This is a genomic window from Geodermatophilus sp. SYSU D01105, assembly GCF_054050095.1.
The window spans coordinates 205,712-230,662 of record NZ_JBJGYR010000002.1 but is presented as its reverse complement, the minus strand read 5'-3'; the positions used below and the strand labels follow the sequence as shown (position 1 = coordinate 230,662).

Genomic DNA, 24,951 nt, shown 5'->3' with positions numbered 1-24,951 from the left:
CCCGAGGGCCGGGAGGTCGCTGGATAGGGTCGGCCGGCCGACGTCCCGACCCGCGTGGAGACCGCTGTGGACCTGTTCGACCTGACCGGCAAGGTCGCCGTCGTCACCGGCGGCACCCGGGGCATCGGGCTGATGATGGCCCGCGGCCTGCTGCAGGCCGGCGCGGCGGTCTACGTCAGCTCCCGCACGTCCGAGGCCGGCGAGGCGGCGGTCGCCGAGCTGTCCCGGTTCGGGCGGGTCACCTCGATCCCCGCCGACGTCTCCACCGAGGCCGAGTGCCTGCGGCTGGCCGCCGCGGTGGGGGAGCGCGAGGAGCGGCTGCACGTCCTGGTGAACAACGCCGGCGCCACCTGGGGCGCGCCGCTCGCGGAGTTCCCCGCGTCGGCGTGGGACAAGGTGCTCGACCTCAACCTCAAGGCGCCGTTCTTCCTCACCCGCGCGTTCCTGCCGCTGCTGGAGGCCGCCGGCACCGACGACGACCCGGCCCGCGTGGTCAACGTCGGCAGCATCGACGGCCTGCACGCGCCGTCGCTGCCGACCTACTCCTACTCGGCCAGCAAGGCCGGGGTGCACCACCTCACCCGGGTGCTGGCCAAGGAGCTCGGCCCGAGGCGGATCACGGTCAACGCCGTGGCCCCCGGCCCGTTCGAGTCGAAGATGATGGCGGCGACGCTGGCGGCGCACGGCGAGGAGATCGTCGCGTCGTCCCCGCTGGGGCGGATCGGCCGGCCCGACGACATGGCCGGCGTCGTGGTCTACCTGAGCAGCCGGGCCGGCGCCTACGTCACCGGCGCGGTCATCCCCGTGGACGGCGGCCGGGCGACCACCCTCTGACCCGATGACCCAGCGGCTCCGCTTCGACGGCTGGATCCTCGGCATCGGCACCACCTCGGGCACCCGGGTCGTCGTCGGTCACTGGCCCCGGTCGCCGCTGGGGCCGCTCTCCGACGTGATGGTGCAGCGCCCCGACGGGCGCCGGGTGCTGCTCGCCCCGTCGGCGGAGGCCGCGGAGTTCATCGCGGCCACCTACGCCTTCGACGAGGTGCGGGTCCTCGACGTGACGGTGGACCGGCCGCAGGCCCGGACCTGGACGGTGACCGGCGGGCCGCTGCGGCTGACGGTCGAGACGGGGCGCCGTCCGCCGCTGGGGTGGCTGCTGCGCTCGGTCCCCGCGCCGCTGGCCCGGACCCCTGCCTGGGTGGGCCTGCTCGACCGGCCGGCGCGGCTGCTGACCGGCCTGCGCACCACGGGCTCGGCCGGGAACGGGCGCACCGAGTGGTACGGCGTGCAGGACCTGCACGTGCTGGCGTCGGCCGCCGGGTCGTGGGAGGGCGCTCCGCTGGGCGGGCTGGCGCCGGTCCGGCCACCGGTCACCTTCGGGTTCGGCTCGGTCCCGCCCCGGCCGAGCGTCGTGCGGGTGACCACGACCGTGCAGCTGCCCTGACCGGGGGTCAGGCGGACCGCGGCGCGCTCGGCCGCTTCCCGCGCGGCCGGGTGGCGGACTCCTCGGGCACCCGCGTCAGGTGCGACTCGGCCAGCGCCACCTGGTGCGGCGAGCCGACGAGCCGGCCCTGCCGGCGGGCCGCCAGCCACCACTCCCGGGCGGCCGCGGTGTCCCCGGTGCGCTCGGCGATCCGGCCGAGCAGCTCGTCGTAGGCGCCGAGGGTGAACGACGGCGTCCCCAGCACCGCCTGCCGGCCGCGGAACGGCTGCAGCTGGACCGTCGCCATCTCGATCTCCGGCTCGTCGCCGATCTGCAGGGCGACCTCGGCCTGCAGCAGGGTCGCGACGTCGCTGGCCCAGTCGCGGACCTGGGTGCGGCCCCAGCGCTTGCGCAGCCGGCGGGCCTCGGGGAGGTCGCCGGACTCGGCCGCGGCGAGCACCGCCATCAGCTGCAGCAGCGGGTTGCCCTCGTCGCCGGTCCGCACCAGCAGGTCGATCGCCTCGGGGAGGCGGTGGTCCCCGCGGCGCAGGGTGAACTGGTGCGCCGCGAAGGCGTGCGCGGCGTGCGGGGTGACCTTGCGGTAGAGCTCGTAGGCCTCGGTGGTCAGCTCCTCGGCGCGCGCCGCGTCCCCGCGCAGCCAGGCGGCGCCGGCCTGCTGCCACAACACGTGCGGGCGCACCTCGGGGCCGGACAGCGAGATGGCCAGCCGGCGTCCGGCGTCCATGTCGGCCTCGAAGCCGCGCAGGTCGGCCAGGTGCAGCCGGATCGCCGCCCGGTGCAGCCGGGCGTAGAACTCGGTGCGCCGCGGCAGCCCCCGCCCGGCCAGCCCGAGGGCCTCGTCGGTCGCGGCCAGCCGCACCTCGGCCGCCCCGGGACGGCCCCACACGGCGAGGGAGTGGTTGTTCAGGGTCCGGCCCAGCAGCTCGGCGTCGCCGACCTGGCGGGCGAGCTCGACCGCGCGCTCGGCGTAGCGCGGGCCCTTCTGCAGGTCCTCGCTGAAGGCCAGCTCGACGCCAAGGGTGCCCAGCAGCCGGGCGGTCAGCCGGTCGCGCTCCTCGCCTGCGGCGTCCGGGGCGATCTGGTCCCGGTGCTCGAGCAGGTCCTCCAGCAGGGCCACCATCTCGTGGTCGACCACGCCGTGGGGTCGCCAGTTCCACAACGTCGGCGAGCCCCACACCGCCGCGGACTCCAGCAGGCAGCGCCGGTCACCGAGCTCGCGGGCGACCGCGATCGCCTCCTCCACCACGTCCCCCGCCTCGGTGCGCTGACCGCTGCGCAGCAGGTCGTTGCCGAGCGTGGTGAGCAGGTCGTGCCGGGTGCGGGCGGCGTCGGGCGCGGACGGGTCGAGCAGGGACAGCGCCCGGCGCACGTGCGCGGCCGCCTCGCCGTGCGCCAGCCGCTCCCGGGCCGCCTGCGCCGCGGCGGTCGAGTACCGCAGCGCGGGGCCGGGGCCGGTGACCGGGACCGCCTCGACGAAGTGGTGGGCCAGCCGCTCCACGACGGCGTCGTCGGCGCGCCCGCCCGGGGCCCGCCGCTCCAGGGCGCCGGCCAGGCGGGCGTTGAGCCGGGCCCGGCGCAGCGCCGGCAGGTCGCCGTGCAGCACCTCCTGCACCAGCGCGTGGGTGAACCGCCAGCTCCACGGCTGGTGGCCCTCGACGACCAGGCCGAAGGCGGTCGCCGCGTCCAGCGCGGCGAGCGCCTCCTCCGCCGGCGTGCCGGCCGCCTCCAGCAGGTCCAGGCCCACCTCACGGCCGGCGACGGCGGCCAGCTCCAGGACCTCCCGGGTGCCGGGGGCCAGCCGGGCCAGCCGGTTGCGCAGCACCTCGCGGATCGACGGGGGGACCGGCACCCGGTCCAGGCGCAGGTCGTGGGTGCTGACCATCCACCGGGCCAGCTCGACGACGAAGAACGGGTTGCCCGCGGTGCGGTCGTGCACGGTCTCGGCGAGCGCGCGCCCGCCCACGGCGCCGAGCTGCCCGGCCATGAGCGCGGCGACGTCCTCGGTGGGCAGCCCGGACAGGCGGATCCGGCTGGCCGCCGGCTCCCGGTTGAGCCGGGCCAGGCAGTCGACCACCACCTCGGGCAGGTCCTCACCCACCGAGCGGACGGTGACCACCACCATCAGCGGCACCCGCGGCAGGTGCCGCGCCAGCAGGCTCAGCAGCTGCACCGACGTGGTGTCGGCGCCCTGCAGGTCGTCGAGGACCACGAGCACCGGCCGGGCGGCGGCAGCAGCGGTGAGCCGGGCGCGCAGGTCCTGGAACAGCCCGAACCGCGCCGCGTCGGCGTCCGCGGCGGGGTCGTCGGGCAACGGCGTGAGCTGCTCCTGCCCCAGCTGCTCGAGCACCTGGGTCCACGGCCACAGCGCCGGCGCGCCGGCGTCGTCCGCGCACCGGCTCCAGGCCACCGACCAACCGCCCGCCCGCCCGACGTCGGCGGCCGCCTCGGCCAGCCGGGTCTTGCCGATGCCCGGCTCGCCACCGAGGACGACGATGGCCGGCCGCCCGGCCGCCACCTGCTCGCCGACGGTGCGCAGGTGGCCGAGCTCGGCCTGCCGGCCGACCAGGGTGTCGTGGCCGGGGGTGGCGGACGGCATGGCCGCCGGCGGCGGGACGACGGAGAGGACGGGGCGGGGCACCCGGTCGGTGAGCCTCGGGTCCTGGCGGAGGACCGCCCGCTCCAGGTCGCGCAGCTCCGGCCCCGGGTCGATGCCCAGCTCGCCGCGCAGCAGCTCGGTGCAGCGGCGCAGCGCGTCCAGCGCGTCGGCCTGCCGGTCGGCGGCGTAGAGCGCGGTGACCAGCCGGGCCCACAGCCGCTCGCGCAACGGGTGCCCGGCGACCAGGTCCTCGAGGTCCGGGACGGCGGAGTCGGCCCGGCCCATGGCCAGCAGCGCGTCGCAGCGGCGCTCCCGGGCCCGCACGTGCAGCTCGGTGAGCCGGAGCCGGTCGGTGGCCGCCGCCGGCGTCTCCCCGAGCTCGGCCAGCGGCTCACCCCGCCACAGCTTGAGGGCCTGGTCCAGCAGCGCGACGCCGCGGGCCGGGTCACCGCCCTCGACGGCGCGGTCGCCCTCGCCGACCAGCTGGGCGAAGCGCAGGCTGTCCAGGTCGGCGGCCTCCACCTGCAGCAGGTAGCCCGGTGGTCGGGTGAGCAGCACCTTGGGCGCCTCGCGGGGGCCGCGGGCCGGCTCGAGCACCCGCCGCAGGTGGGAGACGTAGGCCTGCAGGGTGCCCGTGACCGTGGGCGGCGGTTCGTCGCCCCACAGGGTCGCCACGATCCGGTCGATGGCGACCGCGCGGCCCGGCTCGGCGAGCAGCAGGGTCAGCAGCGCGCGGGGTTTGGCGCCGCCCACGTCGAGGGGGCGCCCGTCGGGGCCCGTGACCTCGAGAGGCCCGAGGACGCGGAACCGCACGAGGCGGGATCCTCGCAGGTCCGGGCGGGAAACGGGAGTCCTTCCTGCACCGCCCGGGTCCGCAAGTCCGCGCGCAAGCGGCCTGCAAGTGCCCGTCAAGTCCGCGCGGCCAGGGTCGTCCCCGTCCGACACCCGACCCCGCGGCGCCGCCGCGACCGTCCCGCCGAGGAACCCCCGATGAGCCTCTCCGAGGTCAGCACCGCCGTCGAGACCATCCCCGCCCCGCGCCCGCCCGCCGACAGCGCCGTCCCGGCCGCCGACGTCGACGACCTGCGCGCCTGCGTCCACGGACCGGTCTACGCCGCCGGTGAGGAGGGCCTCGCCGCCGAGGTCCTCGCGTGGAACCTCGCGGTCACCCACACCCCTGCCGTCGCGGTCGGCGCGACCTGCGCCGCGGACGTCGCCGCCGCCGTCTCCTGGGCCGCCGCCCACGGCCTGCCGGTGGCCGTGCAGGCGACCGGGCACGGGCCGGTCCGCAACGCCGCGGGCTCCGTGCTGGTGTCCACCCGGCGCATGCAGGGGGTCACCGTCGACCCCGTCCGCCGCACCGCCCGCGTCGAGGCCGGCGTGCGGTGGGAGAAGGTGCTCACCGCGGCGGCCGAGCACGGGCTCACCGGGCTGTGCGGCTCGTCGTCCGACGTCGGGGTGGTCGGCTACACCCTCGGCGGCGGGATGGGCTCGCTGGGCCGCCGGTTCGGCTTCGCCGCGGACGCCGTCGTCTCCTTCGACATCGTGACCGCCGACGGCGCGCTGCGGACGGTCTGTGCCGAGAACGAGCCCGAGCTGTTCTGGGGGGTGCGCGGCGGCACGGGCAACTTCGGCATCGTGACCTCCCTCGAGATGGAGCTGTTCCCGGTGCGCTCGCTGGTCGGTGGTGGGGTGTTCTTCGCCGCCGAGGACGCCGCTGCCGTCCTGCACGCCTTCCGCGCCTGGGCGCCGACCCTGCCCGAGGAGGCGACCACCTCGATCGCGGTCCTGCGCCTGCCGCCGATGGAGGCGCTCCCCGAGCCGCTGCGCGGGCAGACCGTCGTGCACCTGCGCTACGCCTACTGCGGCGACGACCCGGCCGAGGGGGAGCGGCTGGTGGAGCCGATGCGGGCCGCCGGGCGGATCGTGCTCGGCTTCGTCGGCCCGCTGCTGACCACCGAGATGGACGCGGTGCACATGGACCCCGAGGACCCGATGCCCGGCTGGGAGAAGGGGATGCTGCTCGCCGAGCTGACCGAGGAGACCGTCGACGCGTTCCTCGCCGCGGCCGGCCCGCAGGTCGAGGTGCCGCTGGTCATGGCCGAGCTCCGGCAGATGGGTGGCGCGCTGGCCCGCCGGCCGCGGGTGCCCAACGCCGTCGCCGGCCGGGACGCCGCCTGGTCGGTGCTGGTGCTCGGCCCGGCGGTGCCGGAGCTGGCCGAGGTCGTGCCGCACGTCGGGCGCGGTGTGCTCGCCGCGCTGCAGCCATGGGCCGCGCCCGGGTGCATGGTCAACTTCCTCGGGGACGTGGCCGGCCCGGCCGAGGTGGCGGCGGCCTACCCGGCGGACGTCCGCGAGCGGCTGCTCGCCCTCAAGGCTGCCGTCGACCCGCGGGGGGTGTTCTCCTCCGGCCATGCTCTCGACGCCCGGGCCCTCGACGCCCGGGCCCTCGACGCCCCGGCCCGCGACGCCCGGGCCCTCGACCCCCGTGGCTGAGGGCGACGCCGGGGCCGGCTGGCACGGGGGCCCGGAGGAGCGGCCCCGGCGCCTGCCCCGGCACTACCGCCGGATCCGCCCGGGCCTCCCGGCTCCCCGGGACGGCGAACCCGCCGATCGTCGGCCCGACGAGGGTCCCGGCGACGAGGACTGAGAGAGGTCCCCGGCCTCCCACCCCTCGCCGGCTCGGGGCGGTGCCCTGGACGGGGCCGACCTGCACGGGGATCTCCGTTCAGTCGGGGAGCAGCACGCCGGGGTTGCAGACGCCCTGCGGGTCCAGCCGCTGCTTGACCGCTCGCAGCACCTCCACCCCCAGGGGGCCGAGCTCCCGCTCCAGCCACGGGCGGTGGTCGGCCCCGACGGCGTGGTGGTGGGTCAGCGTGCCGCCGGCGGCCACCAGTGCGTCGGTGGCCGCCCGCTTCGCCGCCAGCCACTGCTGGATGGGCAGGTCGTCGTCGCGGTCGGCGATCACCGTGACGTAGAGGGAGGCGCCGGTGGGGTAGCCGTGCGACACGTGGCTCATCAGCAGCGGACGCCGTCCCCTGCGGCCCAGCGACTCGCGCAGCGCTCCGCGGACGGCGTCGTAGACCGTGGGCAGTGCCGTCCAGGTGGCCGCGGTCTCCAGGGTCTCCACCAGCAGGCCGGCGTCGAGCATGCTGTCGCGGGTGTAGGGCGCGGCGAACCGGTGCCGCCGCCAGGACTCGCCGACCCGCCGGCCGACCCGGATCGCGCCGCCGTCGTGCAGCACCGACGCCGCCGCCCGCGTGCGGGCGCGCACCAGCGGGGGCAGTCCCTCCCAGCCGGCCACCAGCAGGCAGCCCTCGCCGTGTCGACGGGCACGCAGCGAGCCGCGCAGCGCCCGCGCGCCGGGGCCACCGGCCATGAGCAGGGTGGCGCGGGTCTCCTCGGGGTCGGACAGCCGGACGACGTCGGGCAGCAGGTCGTGGCGGGCCAGCCGCTGCAGCCCGGCCAGCCCCGCCGCCCAGGAGCGGAACGACCAGCCCTCGTACTCCGACGCCCGGGGCTTGGGGCGCACCCGCAGCCGGAGCTGGGTGATCACGCCGAGCGCACCCTCCGACCCCAGCGCGAGGCCGAGCAGGTCCGGCCCGGCGGCCGACGCGGGCGGGGAGCCGAGCTCCAGCACCCCCGACGGCGTGGCCAGGGTGAGCCCGGCGACGAGGTCGTCGAACCGGCCGACCCCGGTGGAGGACTGCCCCGCCGACCGGGTCGCCGCGTAGCCGCCCAGGGTGGCGTACTCCCAGCTCTGCGGCAGGTGCCCGAGGGTGAGGCCGGACGACTCCAGGTGCTGCTCCAGCGCGGGCCCGCGCATGCCCGGGCCGACGGTGACCAGGGACGAGGGCACGTCCAGCGCCTGCACCGACGCCATGCGCCGGACGTCCACCGAGATCGAGGGCCGGTCGTCGGCGTCGATGCCCGAGAGCCCGCCGACGACGCTGGTGCCGCCCCCGAAGGGCACCACGACGACGCCCATCTCGCTGCACAGCGCCAGGAGCGCGGCGGTCTCCTCGGTGCCGCCCGGGGTGACGACCGCGTCGGGGGCGTCGGAGGCGTCGCCCTCCCGCCGGCGCAGCAGGTCCAGGTAGCTCTTGCCGCCCGCGTGCCGCAGTCGGCTCTCCCGGTCGGTGCGGACGTTCTCCTCGCCCAGCAGGTCGGCCAGCCGCGTCCGGCAGTCCTCGGCGAGCCGTGAGGGCGCCAGCCGGATCGCGTCGACCGGCACCGGCGGGGTGGCGCGGGGCGTCCAGCCGAGCTCCCGGGCCAGGTGCCGCCGGGCGGCCTTGGGCAGCACCTCGGCCAGGTCGGGGAAGGTCGTCAGCGCCAGGTTGCCGTCGCCACCGTCGGTCCCGGCGGTCACCGTGGCGTCGCGCGGGCGGGTGGGCGACCCCCAGCCCTGGATCGTCAGTTCGGGCTGCTCGGGCACGGCTACAGTCTGCCGGGTGCTGCGGAGGGGAGCGTCCGACGGCGCCGCTGCCGGCGCGCTCTCCCCGGCCCGGCGGGCTGCCGACCTCGACGTCGTCGCCGGGGGCCGGGTGGACGTGGTGGTGGTCGGCGGTGGCGTGACCGGCGCCGGGGTGGCCGTGGACGCCGCGGCCCGCGGGCTGTCGGTCGCGCTGCTCGAACGCGCCGACCTCGCCGCGGGGACCAGCCGGTGGTCGTCGAAGCTCGTGCACGGCGGGCTGCGCTACCTGGCCCACGGCGAGGTCGGCCTGGCGCGGGAGAGCGCCCGCGAGCGCGTCGTCCTCATGGGGGCGACGGCGCCGCACCTGGTCCGGCCGCTGCCGTTCCTGGTGCCCGACGCCGCCGGCCGGACCGTGGCCGCGCTCGCCGGCCTCGGGGGCCGGCTGGGGGACGCCGTCCGCTCCTCGGTGCCCGGTGGCCGCCGCTCGCTGCCCCGCACCCGGCGGGTGGGGCCGTCGGAGGTGGCCCGGCTGACGCCGGGGGTCCGCGGCAGCCGTGGCGGGGTCGTGTTCTGGGACGGCCAGCTCACCGACGACGCGCGGCTGGTCGTCGCGCTCGCCCGGACGGCGGCGGCGGCCGGCGCGCGGGTGCTGACCGGGGCGGCGGTCCGGGCGGTGGACGGCCAGGACGTGGACGTCGAGCTCGACAACGGCGAGGCGCTCCCGCTGCGCGCGGACGTCGTCGTCAACGCGACCGGGGTCTGGGCGCAGCGGCTGGCGCCGGGGGTCGGGCTGGTGCCCTCCCGCGGCTCCCACCTGGTCGTGCCGGCGGAGCGGTTCGGTTCCCCCACCGCGGCGCTGACCGTGCCGCTGCCGGGATCGCGGTCGCGGTACGTGTTCGCGCTGCCGCAGCCGGACGGGCCGGTGTACCTCGGGCTCACCGACGAGCCGGTGCCCGGCACGGTCCCCGACGAGGACCCGCAGCCGAGCGAGGCCGAGGTGGCGCAGCTGCTGGAGACGGTGAACCGGGTGCTGGCCGCGCCGCTGACCCGCGACGACGTCATCGGCTGCTACGCCGGCCTGCGGCCGCTGGTGCTCCCCGCCTCGGCCGGGGCCGGCCCCGGGGGCGCCACCGCCGACCTCTCGCGCAGGCACCTGCTGCGGTGGGACGGACCGGTCCTCACCGTCGTCGGCGGCAAGCTGACCACCTACCGGGCCATGGCGGAGGAGGCCGTGGACGCGGTGGTGGCGCGGCTGGACCGGCGCGCGCCGCGGTCGTGCACCGCGCGGCTGCCGCTGGTCGGCGCGGCTCCGCGGGTGGCGCTGGACCGGGTGGACGCCCCGCCCCGGCTGGTCGCGCGGTACGGCACCGAGGCGCCGGCGGTCGCCGCGCTGGGCGGGGAACCGGTCGTCGAGGGCCGGCCGGAGACGGTGGGGGAGCTGCGGTTCGCCGTCCGGGCCGAGGGCGCGCGCACGGTGGGCGACCTGCTCGACCGCCGCCTGCGGATCGGCCTGGTGCCGGCCGACCGGGCCCGCGCCGTCCCGGTCGCCGAGCGGGTCCTCGCCGAGGAGCTCTGAGCGCGACCAGATCTGCACTCTGGTGGCGTTCGGGGCCCCGATGGCCGCCGCTGTGCAGATCTCGTGCGTTCAGGCCGCCTGGCGGCGGGCGTGCGCGTCCAGGGCGGTGAGCCCGCGGCGGACGCCGACCGCCACCGCGCCCAGGGCGAAGAAGCCCTCGTCGTCGGCGACCGGGGCGGTGCGCAGCAGGCCGACCAGGCGGTCGAGCGCGGTGACGGCGTCGGCGATCCGCTCGTCCCGCTCGTCCGGCGTCGTCCCGTCCGTGCTGTGGTACGGGGTGGCGACCACGCCGGCCAGGCCGTCGAGGGCGTCGGCGAGCACCCACCCGGTGCCGGCGTCCACCGGGTCCACGCCCCGGCGGTGCGGCTGGACCTCCACGACCAGCGAGATGAGGTCGTCGACGAGGACGGCGACGCGGTCGACCGCTCGCGACTCGGCGCGGATGCCGGCGGCCCGTCCCCGCCAGGCACGGGCCCGCGGGTTGGCCCTGCGGGCCCGCTCCACCTGCCCCTCGGCCGCGCGCATCCGGTCCAGCTCGCGCTCCAGGCGCCCGGCTCGGCCGGCCCACTCCGCGATGTCGGGCACCTGGCCCGCGCGCAGTGTCGCGGCGAGGTCGCGCAGGTGGTCGGCGAGCGCCCGGCGGGTGCGGGTCACCTGCTCGATCGCGCGGGTGAGCTGCAGCGGCGGGAACAGCACGGTCGTGACGAGCACGCCGATCGCCGCACCCAGCAGGGTCAGCCCGGCATAGCGCAGCACGTAGGTGTCCGGGTCGTCGAGGCCCACGGTGAGCATGAGGACGGCGGCGAAGCTCACCCAGCTGGCCTGCTCCCGCCACAGCCGCCACTGCTCGGCGGCGACGGCCAGCGCCACGATGAGGGCGATCGTGAGCGCGTTGGGCACCGCCCGGGTGAGCTCGTAGACGGCGACGGCCAGCGCGAACCCGGTGAGGATCGCCAGCACGCTGCGCCAGGCGGCGCTCGCGGAGTCGGCGATCGTGGGGTGGACGGCGATGACCGCGCCGAGCGGGGCGTAGTAGGCGTAGTCGGACAGCAGGGGTGGCAGCAGGACGGCGACCTGCCAGGCCAGCCCCGCGGCCACGGCCGCGCGCACGCCGCGCTGCACGGCCGGGCGGCGCAGCTGCGCCCAGAGGAGCTCCACGGGGACCCAGGATGACCGGTGCGCCCGCCGTCATGTGGACCCGGGAGGGTGACGCTGGTCGCGCTCAGGTCGCGGGCTCCTCCCGGGGCAGTGCGTCGAGCGCCGTCAGTGCCCGCTCCACCCCCACCGCCACCGCGCTGAGGGCGAGCAGGCCGGGGTCCTCGTCGATGGTGGTGGCCCGCAGCCGGTCGACCAGGGCGGCCAGCGCGTCACCGGCGACCTGGACCCGGTGGTCGCGGTCGTCGGGCCGGATCGCGTCCGTGGCGTGGTACGGCGTCCGGATCACGCCGGCGACCCCCTCGAGGGCGTCGGCGAGACGGCGGGCGGTGCCCAGGTCGGGCCGCTCGCCGCCGCTGCGGTGCGGCTGGTACTCGGCCACCAGGACGGTGACGTCGTCGAGCAGGACGGCGACCCGCTCCAGCGCCTGGGATTCCTGCTGGACGCGCGCCCTCGCGTCCTGCCAGCGGCGGGCCCGGACGTTGGCCCGCTGCGCCCGCTCCACGGTCCGCTCGGCCTCGCGGAGCCGGCCGAGCGCGGCGTCGCGGGCGGTGGCCCGCAGCAGTTCCTCCTCCAGCGTGGGCGACCGGCCCGCCCGCAGCTCCGCGGCGGTGGCGGTGAGGTGCTCGGCGAACAACCCGCGGGTGGCGTCGATCGCGCGTCGGGCCGACGTGAGGTTGAGCGGCGGGAACAGGGCGGTGACCAGCACGCCGACCGCCGCTCCGAGCAGCACCAGCCCGGCGTAGGCCGCGACGAAGTCGGCCGGGTCCCCGGCTCCGACGGTGAGCATGAAGACGGCGGCCACGCTCACCCAGCTGGCGTTCCCCCCGAGCACCGGCAGGCGTTCGAGACCGACGGCCAGGGCCACCAGGAGGGCGAGGACGAGCGCCTCGGGCAGCCCGGGGGTCACCTCGGAGACGGCGACCGCCAGGCCGAGGCCGAGCACGATGGCCAGCACCGTGCGCCAGGAGGCGCTCGCGGAGTCGGCGATGGTGGGGTGGACGGCGATGATGGCGCCGAGCGGCGCGTAGTACGCGTACTCGGCGAGGTCGGGCGGGAGCAGGACGGCGACCTGCCAGGCCAGCCCGGCCGCGATCGCCGCCCGGACGCCGCGCTGGACGGTCGGGTCCCGGAGCAGTGCGCGCACGGAGCTCACGGGGAGCCAGCCTCGCACGGCCCCGGCGCCAGCAGCAGCGTCCCACACAGCGAGAAGGCAGTTCCACTCTGTGGACCGGACGGTGCACGCTGTCCAGCGTGGACACCTACACGCACGGGCACGCCGACCCCGTCCTGCAGTCCCACCGCTGGCGCACCGCGGAGAACTCCGCGCCGCACCTGCTGCCGCTGCTGCGCCCGGGCCTGGACCTCCTCGACGTGGGCTGCGGCCCCGGGACGATCACCGTGGACCTGGCGCAGCGCGTCGCCCCTGGCCGGGTCCTCGCCGTGGACGTGTCGCCGGCTCCACTCGACGAGGCCCGGGAACTGGCCGCGCGGCGGGGCGTGCCGGTGACCTTCGCCGTCGGCGACGTCTACGCGCTCGACGCCGCCGACGACTCGTTCGACGTCGTCCACGCCCACCAGGTGCTGCAGCACCTCACCGACCCGGTCGCCGCCCTGCGCGAGATGGCCCGCGTCTGCCGGCCCGGCGGGGTGGTCGCCGTCCGGGACGTGGACTACGCGGCGGTCACCTGGTTCCCCGCCGACGCCGGGCTCGACCGGTGGCTCGAGCTCTACTCCGCGGTGGCGCGGCACAACCGGGCCGAGCCCGACGCCGGGCGGCGGCTGCTGGCCTGGGCGCACGCCGCGGGGCTGCGGGACGTCACCGCCTCGGCGTCGTCCTGGTGCTACGCCTCGCCGGCGGAGCGGGAGTGGTGGGGGACCTCCTGGGCCGGGCGGGCGACGGCGTCGGCCTTCGCCGAGCAGGCGGTGGCCTACGGGCTGGCCACGCCCGCCGGGCTCGAGGAGGTCGCCGCCGCGTGGCTGCGCTGGGCGGCCGCGGACGACGGCTGGCTGGGCATGCTGCACGGGGAGCTGCTCATCCGGGTCTGATGGAGGACCTCCTCCCCACTCCTCGCGAGCTCGGGGCGGTGCCCTGGAGGGGGCCGACGCCTGGCGAGAGCCGAGACGGCTCTCGCCGGGCGGGCACTGTGCCGGTCACGCCCCCTGGCGGGCGGCGTTGGCCTGGACGGCGGTGCTCACGTACCGCGCGAGCCCGGGCGCCATCGCCTCGTAGGTGGCGGTGAACCGCTCGTCCTCGACGTACATCCGGCCCAGGCAGGCGTGCAGCTCGGGGGAGCACTCGTAGAAGTTGCGGCTGATCGACTGCCGGTGTGCCTCGGCGACGTCCATCGCCTCCGTCGAGTCCGGTGCGACGCCCGACCGCATCGCCGCGACGAACCGGTTGCCGATGTCCTCCTGCTCGGCCTTGACCCGCAGCCAGTCCTCCTTGCCGTAGCCGCGGGTGCGCCGCTGCGACTCGGCGTACGCCTCCGTCTCCCCCCAGCGCTCCTGCACCTCGGCCTCGTACTGCGCCGGGTCGTGCTCCCCGAACACCTCGAACCGCTCCTGCGCGGTCAGGTCGATCCCCATCGCCCTCGCCTCCATCTCCTTCTCGACGGCCGCGACCATCGCCCGGGTCCGCTCGAGCCGGTCGAGCAGCAGCCGGTGTTGCCGGCGCAGGTGCTCGGTCGGGTCCGCCGACGGGTCGTCCAGCAGGGTCGCGACCTGCTCCAGGGGGAACCCGAGCTCGCGGTAGAGCAGCACCTGGTGCAGCCGGTCCAGGTCGGCCGGCGAGTACTGCCGGTAGCCGGCCGACGTGCGCCCGGACGGGGACACCAGGCCGATGCGGTCGTAGTGGTGCAGCGTGCGCACCGTGACCCCGGCCAGGGCGGCCACCTCTCCCACGTTCACGCGGTCCCTCCTCTCTGACGGGGACGAGTGCACAGCCTGACGTTGCGTCAGGGTCAAGCGCGATGTCACCCCGGTGCGGGAGGCTGCCGCGCGTGGACGAGAAGGCCGATCTGCTCACCTACCTGCGCGCCCGCCGGGCCGACCTGCTGGCCAAGCTCGACGGCCTCGACGAGTACGCCGTCCGCCGGCCGATGACCCCGACCGGGACCAACCTGCTGGGCCTGCTCAAGCACGTCGCCCACGTGCAGCTGGGTTACTTCGGCGACGTGTTCGGCCGGCCCGCCGGGCGCCCCCACCCGTGGGACGACGGGGGCGAGGAGGACGCCGACATGTGGGCGACCGCCGACGAGACGCGGGAGGAGGTCGTCGAGCTGTACCGGTTCGCGGCCGCGCACGCCGACGACACGATCGAGGCGCTGCCCCTCGACGCCGTCGGCGAGGTGCCGTGGTGGCGGGAGGAGCGGCGCCGCCCGACGCTGCACACCGTCCTGGTGCACGTCAGTGTGGAGATCGCCCGGCACGCCGGACACGCCGACATCCTCCGTGAGCTGATCGACGGGTCGGTGGGCATGACCGCGGCCACCCCGAACCTCCCCGACCGCACCCCGGCCGAGTGGGCGGCGTTCCGCGAGCGCATCGAGGTGGCGGCCCGGCAGGCGGCGCGGACAGGTGGCCCCGCGGCGGATGGGTGAGGATCCTCGGCATGGCTGCCGACGACGTCTCGCCCGAGGACCCCTTCCCCCGCAAGCGCGTGCGGGTGGACCGCCGGGCCGACGGCAACCTGCAGATGGCCTACGTCGAGGTGGGCGAGGGCGATCCCATCGTCTTCCTGCACGGCAACCCGACCTCGTCCTACCTGTGGCGCAACGTCCTCCCGCACGTGCAGCACCTGGGCCGCTGCCTGGCGCCCGACCTCATCGGCATGGGGGACTCCGACAAGCTCCCCGACCCCGGCCCGGGCAGCTACTCCTTCTCCGCGCACGCCGGCTTCCTCGAGCGCTTCCTCGACGCGGTCGGCGCCACCGAGCGGGTCACCTTCGTGCTGCACGACTGGGGCTCGGCCCTCGGCTTCGACTGGGCGCACCGGCACCCGGGGGCGGTCCGGGGGATCGCGTTCACCGAGGCCATCGTGACGCCGCTGACCTGGGCCGACTGGCCGGCGAACGCCCGCAAGATCTTCCGCACCATGCGCGGCCCGGACGGCGAGGCCGCGGTGCTGGACAAGAACGTCTTCGTCGAGCGCCTGCTGCCGGCCTCGGTCGCCCGTGGGCTGAGCCCGGAGGCGCACGAGCGCTACCGCCGGCCCTTCGCCACCCCCGGGGAGCGCTGGCCCATGCTGGAGTGGCCGCGGCAGATCCCGATCGAGGGCGTGCCCCCGCGGGTGCGCGACGTCGTCGCCCGGTACGGGCAGTGGCTGCGCACCAGCGAGATCCCGAAGCTGTTCGTCGACGCCGACCCGGGGTTCCTGCTCGTGGGCCGCCAGCGTGCCTTCGTGCGCAAGTGGGCGGCGCTGACCGAGGTCACCGTGCCCGGGTCGCACTTCGTCCCGGAGGACTCACCGCACGAGCTCGGCCGCGCGCTGGCCGACTGGCTCCCGACGCTGCGCTGACCGGTCCGGCGCCGCGCCGACCCCGGCGGCGGGGTCAGCGGGTCTTCCGCCCGGCGCGCAGCGACTCCGCCGTCCTCGCGATCCGCGCGGCGCGGGTCTCCGGCTTCTTGGCCTCCTCGACCCAGCGCACCCACTCCTTGCGGTGCGAGGGCGCCAGTCCGTCGAAGAAGGACCGCGCGCCGTCGTCCAGGGCGGCCGCGAGGTCGTCGGGCAGCGGGGTGTCGCGGGGCGCGGTGTCCAGCTCGACCCGGACGTCGACCTCCTCGCCGGCCCGCACGCCCGCGGCCTCCCGGTGCTCGGCGGCCAGCGGCACCCAGAAGGCCCCGCTCATCGCGGCGACCGTCGTCCGGTAGGTGTGCGGGCCCACGGTGACGACCACGGGCGGCCGCTTGCCGGCGCCCAGGGCCGCGACCACCTCGTCGGGCACCTGCAGGCCGGTGGCGGTCTTGCCGCCCTGTACGACGGTCGTCCGGAACTCCATGCGCCGCAGGCTAGGGCCTCGACCGGTCAGGCGGGCTGTGCCTCGGCCGCGGCCACCGTGGGGACGACGCCGGCGGTGCCGGGGAGCGTCCGGTTGCTGAACTCCCGCATCTGCGGTCCCCACCGGCGCATCGCCGAGCGGTGCGGGTCGGTCCGGACGAAGGCGACCATCGTGGCCTGGTCGTCCCACCACGACACGGTGGTGAAGTGGCGGGCCAGCGGACGAGCCCGGAGGACCAGGGAGCGAGCCCCCGGCGAGCGCATGGCCTGCCGACGGATGGCCATCGAGTCGCGGAAGAACGCCGGGACGTCGCGGAAGCGGCGCAGGTGCAGCTGGGTGAGGACGACGACACCGGGACCCGCCCCCGTGTCGTCGGCCGTCCAGGGCAGGTCGGGGATGATCGGCACGGCAACCTCCTTAACAGTTGTTAAGGCGAGAGGCTAGACCGCTCCTTAACGTGTGTAAAGTGCCGGTGTGCCCCCTCGGACCCCCGGCCGGCTGCCCGCCGACCTCGTCGCGGCCGCGGCCGCGCTGGTGGAGCGCGCCGGCTCGCTGGAGGGGGTCACGCTGCGGGCGGTGGCCCGCGAGGCCGGGGTCAGCGCGCCCGCCGTGTACGGGCACTTCGCCGACCTCGACGCGCTGCTCGACGCCGTCCTGGCCGAGGCCTTCGGGGACCTGCGCGCGGCGATCGGTGCGGCCGTGGTCGAGCACGCCGACCCCGTCGACCGCCTGGTGGCCGGCTGCCGGGCCTACGTGGCGGCCGGCCTGGCCGCGCCCGGCCGCTACCGCGCGATGTTCGGCCCGCGCCGGCTGACGGCGGGGCAGGCGGCCTTCGAGGTCCTCGTGGACGGCGTGGCAGCCTGCGTGCGGGCGGGGCGGTCGGCGAGCCGGGACCCGCGCGCCGACGCCGCCCTGGTGTGGACGGCGCTGCACGGCGTGGTGAGCCTGCGGTCGGCCGGGCCGGACCTGCCCTGGCCCGACCTCGACACCCAGGTGGACGCGCTCGTCGTCCGGCTCGCGATGCTGGAGCCGCGACGGTCAGACGGGGAGCGCTGAGCGCCGGGCGCTCTTCACCCGGTACATGGCCGCATCCGCCGCGGCCAGCGCGGTCTCCGGGGTGTCGGCGGGGCCGCACAGCGCGACCCCGACGCTCACGCCGACGCGGTGCGCCCCGCCCCGGGAGTCGTGCAGCGGTGCCTCGAAGGCCGCGGTGACCCGGTCGGCCACGGCCTGCGCCGCTCCGGTGCAGTCCAGACCGGGGCAGAGGACGACGAACTCGTCGCCGCCGACGCGGGCCACGGTGTCGCCCGGGCGCACCGCCGCCTGCAGTCGCTCGGCCGCCGAGACGAGCACCTGGTCACCGACCGCGTGGCCGGCGGTGTCGTTGACCGGTTTGAAGCCGTCGAGGTCGCAGAACAGGACGGCCAGCGGCTCCCGGACCCGCCGTCCCGACCGCAGCTGCTGCTCCAGCCGGTCCATCAGCAGGGCGCGGTTGGGCAGGCCGGTGAGCGGGTCGTGCAGCGCCGCCGCGCGCAGCGCCTGCTCCAGCTCGCGCTGCGCCGTGACGTCGGCCATCGCGACGACCGCGCCCAGCAGCGTCCCGTCCTCGGCCCGGACCCGGGTGCCGGAGGCCACCACCTGGCGGAGCGGGCCCACGAGCGGCGCGATCCCCATCCCCACGTCGGTGATCCGGCCCTCGGCGAACACCCGGGTGAGCGGGACCTCCTCCGGGAGGAGCGGGCTGCCGTCGGGCTGGGTGAGGGAGAACGCGGTGGGCAGGTCGGTGACCGGGACGCGGGAGTCGGCGTCGACCCCGTGCCACCGCCGGCTGACCTCGTTGAACAGGGTCACCCGGCCGTCGGCGTCGGCGGCCACGACCCCGACGGGGAGCGCCTCGAGCAGGGCCCGGACGAAGGCCTCCGAGCGGGTCAGCTCGGCGTGCGCCTGCTCGGCCTCCTGACGGGCGACCTCGCTGGCCGCGGCCAGCGCCGCGAGCTCCCGGGACTGGCGACGGCGTTGCAGCAGCCCGAGGACCACCGCGGCGAGGTCGGCGAGCCGGTCGCACTGGGCGGGGCCGATCTCCCGTGGCTGCTCGTCGTACACGCAGAGGGCGCCGATGGGGGTGCCGTCGGCCACCAGCGGTGCGCTGGCGTAGCCGCGGATCCGCGCGCGGCGGCCGTCCACCCAGGCGTTGCCGGCGAACTCGGGCAGGGCGGCGAGGTCGGGGAAGGCGTAGACCCGCGGCGCCCACGTCGTCACGGTGGCGCAGAGCGACTCGCCCCGCGGGGAGCTGCAGCCGACGGCGCCGTGCGTGGCGACCTGGTGCTGCTCGTCGGCGTCGAGCAGGTTCAGCGTCGCGTTGCGCATCCCCGTGACGGCGGCGGCCACGCGCACGACGGCGTCCAGCTCGTCGTCGGTGGTGTCGCTCCCGATGCCCAACGCCTCGAGGATCTCGGCCTGGCGGGCGTGCAGGACCGCCTGCGCGTCTCCTGCGGCGGTGCTGGTCACGGGGTCCCTCCGGGTGGCGCGGCCCGGTGGCCGCCTGGACTCGGCAACGGCCGCTGCCCCGCGTCGGTTGAGCGACTCCCGGGGGCGGCTCCCCCCGACGGGTGGGTCAGGTCAGCGAGCGCACCGTCTCGACCGCGGCCACGACGGCGAAGACGAGGAACAGGACGGCGGCCACCCGGCGGATCAGCGCCACCGGCAGCCGGTCGGCGAGCTTCTTGCCCAGGAAGACGGCCAGGCCGGAGACGGTGAGCAGGGCGGCCCAGGCGCCGATGAAGACCGAGATCGGCGCGTCCAGGCGGGCGGCGAGGCCCGCGGTGGCGAGCTGGGAGAGGTCCCCCCACTCCGCGGCGAAGAGCACACCGAAGGAGATGGCCGCGGCGCGGAGGAACGAGGTGCCCTCGCGGGTCGCCGCGACGTCGTCGGCCTCCTCCGGCCCGCTGCCCGCGCTGCGCCACAGCAGCACGGCCCCGACGAGGAACAGGACGGCGACCACACCGCTGACCAGCGCCCCCGGCAGCAGCGACAGCAGGCTGCCCGCGGTGACCGCGATCGCCACCTGCAGCCCGAAGGCGGCCCCGACGCCGACGAACACCGGCCAGTGGGGGAGGCGGGTCGCGAGCACCAGGCTGGCGAACAGGGTCTTGTCCGGCAGCTCCACCGGGAGCACCAGGACGAACGCGGTCGCGATGACCGACAGGGACAGCACGGGCTTCTCTCTTCCGCTCGGCACGGCCGGGCGGGTGCGGGCAGCCTCCGACCGGCAGCACGGGACTGCTCTGGTCGAAGGTCTCGCCCACCCACGCCGAGGCGTGGGCCCGCTGACCGGGCGACCACCGAGGTGGTGCGCCAGCGTGTCGACCAGCGGACGGGGGGCTACTCCCCTTCTCGGTCCGCCAGCTTAGCCGAGGGCTCGCCGGAATCCGGGTGCGCACGGGTGAGGTGCCGCACTACCGTCGGGCCATGCCGTTCCGTTGACGCCCGTCCACGGCCTCCCTGACCCCCGCGGCCCGCCCGCTGGCCCGGCTGGCCGTGGGCTGGGCCGCGCTCTCGGAGCTGGTGCCCTACTACCCGCTCTACGCCCTGCTGTTCCTCGACACCGGGCTCTCCGACCCGCAGGTGTCGGCGCTGTTCGCCGTGTGGTCGGTCACCGGACTGCTGACCGAGGTCCCGGCCGGCGTCCTGGCCGACCGCTGGTCGCGGCGCGGGGTCGTCGTGGTCGGCGGCGGGCTGCAGGCGGCTGCGTTCGCCGTCTGGACCGCCGCGCCGGCGGCGCCCGCCTTCGCCGTCGGGTTCGTGCTGTGGGGCGTGTCCTCGGCGCTGGTCTCCGGCGCCGCGGAGGCCCTGGTGTACGACGGGCTGGCCGCGGTCGGCGCGGAGTCGGCCTACGCCCGCGTCAACGGCTGGATGACCGCGGCCGAGTTGCTGGTGCAGATCCCGACGGCGGCCGCGGCCAGCCTGCTGTTCGCCCTCGGCGGGTACCCGGCGGTGGGCTGGACGAGCGTCGCGGTGTGCCTGGCCGCGGCCGCGCTCGCGCTGCGCTTCCCCGAGGTCCGGCACGTCCCGGAGGACGGCGACGAGGAGCCGGTGCCGCTCCGGCGGGGCGTCGCCGAGGCGCTGCGCCGTCCGGGCCTGCGGCTCACCGTGCTGGCCGTCGCCCTGCTCGGCGGCCTGGACGCGGTCGAGGAGTACTTCCCGGTCCTCGCCGGGGACTGGGGCGTGCCGACCGAGGCGGTGCCCTTCGCCGTCCTGGCCACCGCACTGGCCGGGGCGCTCGGCGGGGCACTGGCCGGCCGGGCCGAGCGGCTCCCCGACGCGGCGCTGCCCGCGCTGCTCGCGCTCGCCGGGGTGCTGCTGGTCGTTCCGGCGCTGTGGGCCCGGCCCGCGGCGCTGGTCGCCCTCGCCGCGGCCTACGGTGTCTACATCGCCGTGCTGGTGGTCGGGGAGGCGCGCCTGCAGCACCGCATCACCGGACCGCACCGGGCGACCATCACCTCGGTCGCGGGGCTGGGCCTCGAGCTCGCGTCGCTGCCGGTGTTCGCGGCCTGGGCCCTCGGCGGGCTGGGCGGCGTGGCGGTCGTCGTCCTCGCCGTCGTCCCGGTGGTGGCCGCCGGCCTGCGCCGCCCGGCGGTCAGCTGACCGGGTGGGCCGCCTCGGCGGCGGCCGTGGCCGCGCGCAGCACCTCCTTGACCGGGGCGCCGAGGTCGGCGGCGAGCGCGGCCACGTCCTCGAACTCCACGCTGACGTTGACCACGGCGCCGTCGAGGACGGCGAGCTTGACGCCCACCCGCCCGCCGAGGACCTCCACCGACGCCGAGGCCCGCTCCAGGGCCACCTTGCCCACCGGCAGGACCCGCAGCCCGATCGTCGAGGTCGTGGTGAACACCGTCCGCCGGACCGCGTCGACCGCGTCCGGCGGGCACAGCACCGAGAGGGTGTGCGCCGGACGTCCCTTCTTCATGAGGATCGGCGTCAGCCAGGCGTCCGAGGCGCCGGCGGCCAGCAGCCGGTCGAGCACGCCCGGCCACAGCCGCGGGTCCAGGTCGTCGACGTTGGCCTCGAGCACCACCGCCGACGCCGGTGCGGGCTGCTGCGGCTCCCCGAGGACCAGCCGGACGACGTTGGGCAGCTGCTCCGGGTCGCGGGCGCCGGCGCCGGTGCCCACGCGGGCCACCCGCATCGGCGGCAGCGTCGTCCACTCGTCGACCCGGGCGGCCAGCAGCGCCGCGCCGGTGGGCGTGCACGCCTCGGCAGGCACCGGGCCGGCGTGCACCGGGGCACCGGCCAGCAGCTCCAGCACCGCAGGCGCGGGCACCGGGACGACGCCGTGCGCGCCGCGCGCCGAGCCGCTGCCCAGGGCGACCGGGGAGGCGGTGAGCCGGTCCAGCCGCAGGTGCTCGAGGGCCGCCACGACCCCGACGACGTCGGCCAGCGCGTCGAGCGCACCGACCTCGTGGAAGTGGACGCCCTCCGGGGCGACGCGGTGCACCCGGCCCTCGGCGACGGCGAGCCGCTCGAAGACGGCCAGCGCGCCGTCCCGGATCGCGGGGGCCAGGGCGGTGGCGCCGAGCAGCGCGCGGACGTCGGCCCAGGTGCGGGACGCCGTGGACGGCGGCGCGTGCACGTGGACCCGGGTGGCGCCGAGCCCGTGCCGGCTCACCTGCTCGGTGACCAGCCGGATGCGCTCCACCGGCAGCGCGGCGACGGCGGACGCCGGGACCTCGAGCGGCACCCCGGCGTCCACCAGCGCGCCCAGCAGCAGGTCCCCGCTGGCGCCGGCGGCCAGGTCCAACCACCCGATCACGCCGAGACCGTAACCACCGCTCCACTGCCGGGGTCCTCCGCGCACTGCGGGCGGTGCAGGACCGGCAACGGACGAGGAAGGCACGCAGTGCGCGCGCGGGGGCTGAGCGAGCCGCGCTCGGCGGTCAGCGCCGGGTCCTCCTGGCGATGCGGGCGGCGAAGACGCCGGCGGCGTGGCCGTTGTCGATGTTGCTCACCACGACCCCCGGCGAGGCCGAGTTCAGCATGGTCAGCAGCGCGCTGAACCCGCCGAAGGAGCCCGGCTGCCCGGTGGAGGTGGGGACGGCGACGATCGGCACGTCGGTCAGCGCGCCGACCAGGCCGGCCAGCGAGGCGTCCAGCCCGGCGACGACGACCAGGCAGTCGACGTCGTCGAGCAGCGAGCGGTCGGCGATCAGCGGGCGGAGCCGGTTGCCGCCGACGTCGTCCACCCGGACCACCTCGGTGCCCGTCACGCGGGCGCCGAAGGCGGCCTCCGCGGCCACGGGCAGGTCGCCACCGGCTCCGCACAGGACGCCGATCCGGCCCACGGGCTCGGGCAGCGGGCCGACCGCCGCCGACATCGCCGCGGCGTCGACCGTCGTGTAGGCGTCGTGCTCGCTGGCCAGGGCGACGAGCGTCTCGGCCGTCGCGCGGACCACGACCGCGGGCCGGTCGGGGAACTGCCGGCGCGCCTCGCGCACCAGCGCCAGCACCTGCTCGGTGCTGCGGCCGGTGCCCCAGATGACGTCGGGCTCGGCGACGCGGGACGGCGGGGCCGCCGCCGGCGCGGGGACGGGCTCGGCCGGCCGCGCACCGGCGGGCGGCAGCGGGCCGAGGACCGGCTCGGCGGGGCTGCCCAGGCCGAGCGGCGGGTCCACGGGCTCGACGAGGAGCGGAGCGAAGCCCCCGGGGTCTCCGGCGGGGTCGTCCAGCGGGGAAGGCTGCACGGGAGGGACCCTAAGCGGCGTCGCGGAGGGCTCCGGCGTGCCGGCGGGGGTCGTGTCGTCCCCAGCGGACACGTCCGTCACTGCAGTCGCCGGCTGCCTCGGCGGACCGGAGACGGCGTCGAGCGGGCTGTCGCCGGCCCGGGTCTGGGTGACCGCCGACATCCGGACGACGCGGTTGCGCCCGCTGCGCTTGGCGTCGTAGAGCACGCCATCGGCGGCGGCGAACAGGGTGCGCCGGTCGTCGCCGCGGGCCGCCGAGGCGATGCCGACGCTGATCGTCACCGGCAGGTGCACGCCGATCCCCGCCCAGTCGAACTCGGCGACCGCCCGGCGAGTGCGCTCCAGCGCGCGCTCGGCCTGCTCGGCGGTGGTGTCGGGCAGCAGGACGACGAACTCGTCCCCGGCCCAGCGGCACACCTCGTCGGTGTCGCGCACCCCGGCGATCAGCAGCTCGGCCACCGTCCGCAGCACGGCGTCCCCCATGGGGTGGCCGGCGGCGTCGTTGACCTCCTTGAACCGGTCGACGTCGACGACGGCGAGCGCGGGCGCGGTGCCCGAGGACAGCAGCCCGTCCAGCCGTGCCTCGGCGTACCGGCGGTTGGGCAGGTGGGTGAGCGGGTCCTCGTAGGCCTGCCGGCGCAGCTGGCCGGCGGCCCGCTCGGTCTCCAGCAGGCTCTTGCGCCGGCCGAAGAGCTCCACCCAGCGGGTCCGCCGCTCGTCGACCCGGTCCAGCTCGTCGGCCAGGTAGGCCTGCAGGTAGGGCAGCGCCCGGCCGGCGTCGTCCAGCTCGGAGTGCAGCGTGCACAGCTCGCGCAGGGCCGCCCGGCGCAGCCGCGGCAGGCCGTGCTCGGTGGCGATGGCCAGCGCCCGCGCCAGCTGCTCGTCAGCACCCCGGCCGTCTCCCTGGCGGCGCAGCGCGCGGCCCAGCGCCAGCAGCGCCGCCGACAGCAGCGCCCGGTCGCCGATGGCGGTGGTGACCCGGACGGCGGCGTGCAGCGGGCCCGCCGCCGCGGCGTGCTCGCCGAGGCCCACCAGCGCCCAGCCGTGCACGACCTGGGCGGCGACGACCGCCGCGGTGGACTCGGGGGGCAGTAGGCTCAGGGCGCGCTCGGCCAGGTCCCGCGCCTCGGCGAAGTGCGCCTCGGCGGCCTCCGGGACGCCGTCGTCGAGCAGGCCCTCGCCCAGCTCGGCGGAGAGCTCGCCGAGGCGGGTGGCGGTCCGGGCGACCAGGACGTCGGGGTCGCCGTCCGGGTTCCCGCTCCCGGCCCGCCCGAGAGTGCCCGGCGCCGCCGCGACGGCCACGGCGGTCTCGTGCGCGCGCCGCTGGTAGTCCAGCGCGAGCGGCATGAGCTCGAGGTCGGCCAGCACCCCGGCGAGGGTGCCCAGGGTGTCGACGAGCAGCCCGGACGGCGTCAGCGCGGAGTCCAGCAGGCTCGCCGCCTCGACCGCCTCGTCCATCGCGGCGTCGATGCGGCGGGAGAGGAGCTCGATGCGGGCGTGCCGGGCCAGGCCGGCGGCGCGCTGCAGCTCGTCGTCGGCGGCGTCGAAGGCGGCCTTCGCCGAGCGGACCAGCGCGATCGCCAGCGCGGCCCGGGAGGCCGACTCCGACCGCTGGTCGCCGTCCTGCGCCCCGGCCGGCGGGCCGTCGAGGAGCCCGGCCACCCCGGCGTGCAGGTCGAGCGCCGGAGGCGAGCCGGTGCCGTGCGGGGGCTCCACCGGGTCCCCGACGAGGGTGAACCCGGCCTTCCGCAGCCGCCGCACCAGCAGCTCCGCCCGCAGCGTGTCGGCCCAGGCCCGGCCGAGGTCGGCGGGGGCGTCGGCCGAGCCGTCGCGGGGGGAGGGGGCCACGTAGGGCGAGGGGTCGGACTCGACGTCGGCGAGCAGCTCCTCGGCATCGTCGAGCTGCCAGTTGGAGAGGGCAGCGGTCACCCGTTGGTGCAGGGCTCCCGGTGGCACGAGCGCACTGTGCACGTCGGTACCGACGGAGTCGAGCACCGGCCGGGGGGCGCGCCGACCGGTGTGACCTCCG

Annotated in this window: 20 protein-coding genes; 9 read left to right on the top strand and 11 right to left on the bottom strand. The window is 77.1% G+C overall.

Annotated elements, in window-relative coordinates; all coding sequences use genetic code 11:
* Positions 1-66: 66 nt before the first annotated feature.
* Entirely contained in the window at positions 67-834 is a 768-nt protein-coding gene (locus ACI79I_RS02645) for an SDR family oxidoreductase (RefSeq protein WP_456990720.1), read from the top strand.
* Positions 835-838: 4 nt separating this feature from the next.
* Positions 839-1,444 carry a hypothetical protein gene (locus tag ACI79I_RS02640; RefSeq protein WP_456990719.1) on the top strand — a complete coding sequence of 202 codons (606 nt, stop codon included), beginning with the start codon at positions 839-841 and terminating at the stop codon, positions 1,442-1,444.
* Between the two features lie 7 nt (positions 1,445-1,451).
* Here ACI79I_RS02640 and ACI79I_RS02635 read toward each other — a convergent pair whose 3' ends face one another.
* On the bottom strand, positions 1,452-4,853 hold the full coding sequence (locus ACI79I_RS02635) for a BTAD domain-containing putative transcriptional regulator (protein WP_456990718.1): 3,402 nt from the start codon (positions 4,851-4,853) through the stop codon (positions 1,452-1,454).
* A 177-nt stretch (positions 4,854-5,030) separates the two neighbouring features.
* On the opposite strand from ACI79I_RS02635, the gene ACI79I_RS02630 reads away from it, so the two are divergent.
* A complete protein-coding gene (locus tag ACI79I_RS02630; RefSeq protein WP_456990717.1) occupies positions 5,031-6,536 on the top strand; it encodes an FAD-binding oxidoreductase in 1,506 nt (501 codons plus the stop codon).
* Positions 6,537-6,768: 232 nt separating this feature from the next.
* Here the strand turns inward: ACI79I_RS02630 and ACI79I_RS02625 are convergent, their stop codons facing one another.
* Entirely contained in the window at positions 6,769-8,475 is a 1,707-nt protein-coding gene (locus tag ACI79I_RS02625) for an FAD-binding oxidoreductase (protein ID WP_456990716.1), read from the bottom strand.
* 16 nt (positions 8,476-8,491) lie between these two features.
* On the opposite strand from ACI79I_RS02625, the gene ACI79I_RS02620 reads away from it, so the two are divergent.
* A complete protein-coding gene (locus ACI79I_RS02620; RefSeq protein WP_456990715.1) occupies positions 8,492-10,030 on the top strand; it encodes a glycerol-3-phosphate dehydrogenase/oxidase in 1,539 nt (512 codons plus the stop codon).
* Positions 10,031-10,099: 69 nt separating this feature from the next.
* On the opposite strand, the gene ACI79I_RS02615 is transcribed toward ACI79I_RS02620, so the two are convergent.
* Both ACI79I_RS02615 and ACI79I_RS02610 read right to left on the bottom strand, forming a co-directional pair.
* Entirely contained in the window at positions 10,100-11,188 is a 1,089-nt protein-coding gene (locus ACI79I_RS02615) for an FUSC family protein (protein WP_456990714.1), read from the bottom strand.
* 64 nt (positions 11,189-11,252) lie between these two features.
* Positions 11,253-12,341 carry an FUSC family protein gene (locus tag ACI79I_RS02610; RefSeq protein ID WP_456990713.1) on the bottom strand — a complete coding sequence of 363 codons (1,089 nt, stop codon included), beginning with the start codon at positions 12,339-12,341 and terminating at the stop codon, positions 11,253-11,255.
* Between the two features lie 98 nt (positions 12,342-12,439).
* Between ACI79I_RS02610 and ACI79I_RS02605 the strand changes: the two genes are divergently transcribed.
* Positions 12,440-13,234 (top strand): methyltransferase domain-containing protein, encoded by a 795-nt coding sequence (locus tag ACI79I_RS02605; RefSeq protein WP_456990712.1) that lies wholly within the window; start codon positions 12,440-12,442, stop codon positions 13,232-13,234.
* 105 nt (positions 13,235-13,339) lie between these two features.
* On the opposite strand, the gene ACI79I_RS02600 is transcribed toward ACI79I_RS02605, so the two are convergent.
* Positions 13,340-14,095: a MerR family transcriptional regulator gene (locus ACI79I_RS02600; RefSeq protein WP_456990711.1), complete on the bottom strand. Its 756-nt coding sequence runs from the start codon at positions 14,093-14,095 to the stop codon at positions 13,340-13,342.
* 92 nt (positions 14,096-14,187) lie between these two features.
* On the opposite strand from ACI79I_RS02600, the gene ACI79I_RS02595 reads away from it, so the two are divergent.
* Positions 14,188-14,787 (top strand): DinB family protein, encoded by a 600-nt coding sequence (locus ACI79I_RS02595; protein WP_456990710.1) that lies wholly within the window; start codon positions 14,188-14,190, stop codon positions 14,785-14,787.
* An 11-nt stretch (positions 14,788-14,798) separates the two neighbouring features.
* A complete protein-coding gene (locus ACI79I_RS02590; protein ID WP_456990709.1) occupies positions 14,799-15,704 on the top strand; it encodes a haloalkane dehalogenase in 906 nt (301 codons plus the stop codon).
* Between the two features lie 34 nt (positions 15,705-15,738).
* On the opposite strand, the gene ACI79I_RS02585 is transcribed toward ACI79I_RS02590, so the two are convergent.
* Both ACI79I_RS02585 and ACI79I_RS02580 read right to left on the bottom strand, forming a co-directional pair.
* On the bottom strand, positions 15,739-16,185 hold the full coding sequence (locus ACI79I_RS02585) for a YdeI/OmpD-associated family protein (protein WP_456990708.1): 447 nt from the start codon (positions 16,183-16,185) through the stop codon (positions 15,739-15,741).
* Between the two features lie 26 nt (positions 16,186-16,211).
* Positions 16,212-16,592 carry a hypothetical protein gene (locus ACI79I_RS02580; protein WP_456990707.1) on the bottom strand — a complete coding sequence of 127 codons (381 nt, stop codon included), beginning with the start codon at positions 16,590-16,592 and terminating at the stop codon, positions 16,212-16,214.
* 67 nt (positions 16,593-16,659) lie between these two features.
* On the opposite strand from ACI79I_RS02580, the gene ACI79I_RS02575 reads away from it, so the two are divergent.
* Entirely contained in the window at positions 16,660-17,241 is a 582-nt protein-coding gene (locus ACI79I_RS02575) for a TetR/AcrR family transcriptional regulator (protein ID WP_456990706.1), read from the top strand.
* On the opposite strand, the gene ACI79I_RS02570 is transcribed toward ACI79I_RS02575, so the two are convergent.
* Both ACI79I_RS02570 and ACI79I_RS02565 read right to left on the bottom strand, forming a co-directional pair.
* A complete protein-coding gene (locus ACI79I_RS02570; RefSeq protein ID WP_456990705.1) occupies positions 17,224-18,693 on the bottom strand; it encodes a diguanylate cyclase domain-containing protein in 1,470 nt (489 codons plus the stop codon). The genes ACI79I_RS02575 and ACI79I_RS02570 overlap by 18 nt on opposite strands.
* Before the next feature lie 106 nt (positions 18,694-18,799).
* Positions 18,800-19,399: a TMEM165/GDT1 family protein gene (locus tag ACI79I_RS02565; protein ID WP_456990704.1), complete on the bottom strand. Its 600-nt coding sequence runs from the start codon at positions 19,397-19,399 to the stop codon at positions 18,800-18,802.
* A 323-nt stretch (positions 19,400-19,722) separates the two neighbouring features.
* On the opposite strand from ACI79I_RS02565, the gene ACI79I_RS02560 reads away from it, so the two are divergent.
* A complete protein-coding gene (locus ACI79I_RS02560) occupies positions 19,723-20,829 on the top strand; it encodes an MFS transporter (protein WP_456990703.1) in 1,107 nt (368 codons plus the stop codon).
* Here ACI79I_RS02560 and larC read toward each other — a convergent pair.
* Together larC and ACI79I_RS02550 are read right to left on the bottom strand one after the other, a co-directional pair.
* Positions 20,822-21,994 (bottom strand): nickel pincer cofactor biosynthesis protein LarC, encoded by a 1,173-nt coding sequence (larC, locus tag ACI79I_RS02555; protein ID WP_456990702.1) that lies wholly within the window; start codon positions 21,992-21,994, stop codon positions 20,822-20,824. The genes ACI79I_RS02560 and larC overlap by 8 nt on opposite strands.
* A 124-nt stretch (positions 21,995-22,118) precedes the next feature.
* Complete coding sequence (locus ACI79I_RS02550; protein ID WP_456990701.1) at positions 22,119-24,878, bottom strand: diguanylate cyclase domain-containing protein; 2,760 nt, start codon at positions 24,876-24,878, stop codon at positions 22,119-22,121.
* Positions 24,879-24,951 lie beyond the last annotated feature (73 nt).

Excerpts from the sequence above, each read along its gene's own strand:
- ACI79I_RS02585 (WP_456990708.1), bottom strand. The coding sequence starts at position 16,185 with ATGGAGTTCCGGACGACCGTCGTACAGGGCGGCAAGACCGCCACCGGC.
- ACI79I_RS02590 (WP_456990709.1), top strand. The coding sequence starts at position 14,799 with ATGGCTGCCGACGACGTCTCGCCCGAGGACCCCTTCCCCCGCAAGCGC.
- ACI79I_RS02630 (WP_456990717.1), top strand. The coding sequence starts at position 5,031 with ATGAGCCTCTCCGAGGTCAGCACCGCCGTCGAGACCATCCCCGCCCCG.
- ACI79I_RS02640 (WP_456990719.1), top strand. The coding sequence starts at position 839 with ATGACCCAGCGGCTCCGCTTCGACGGCTGGATCCTCGGCATCGGCACC.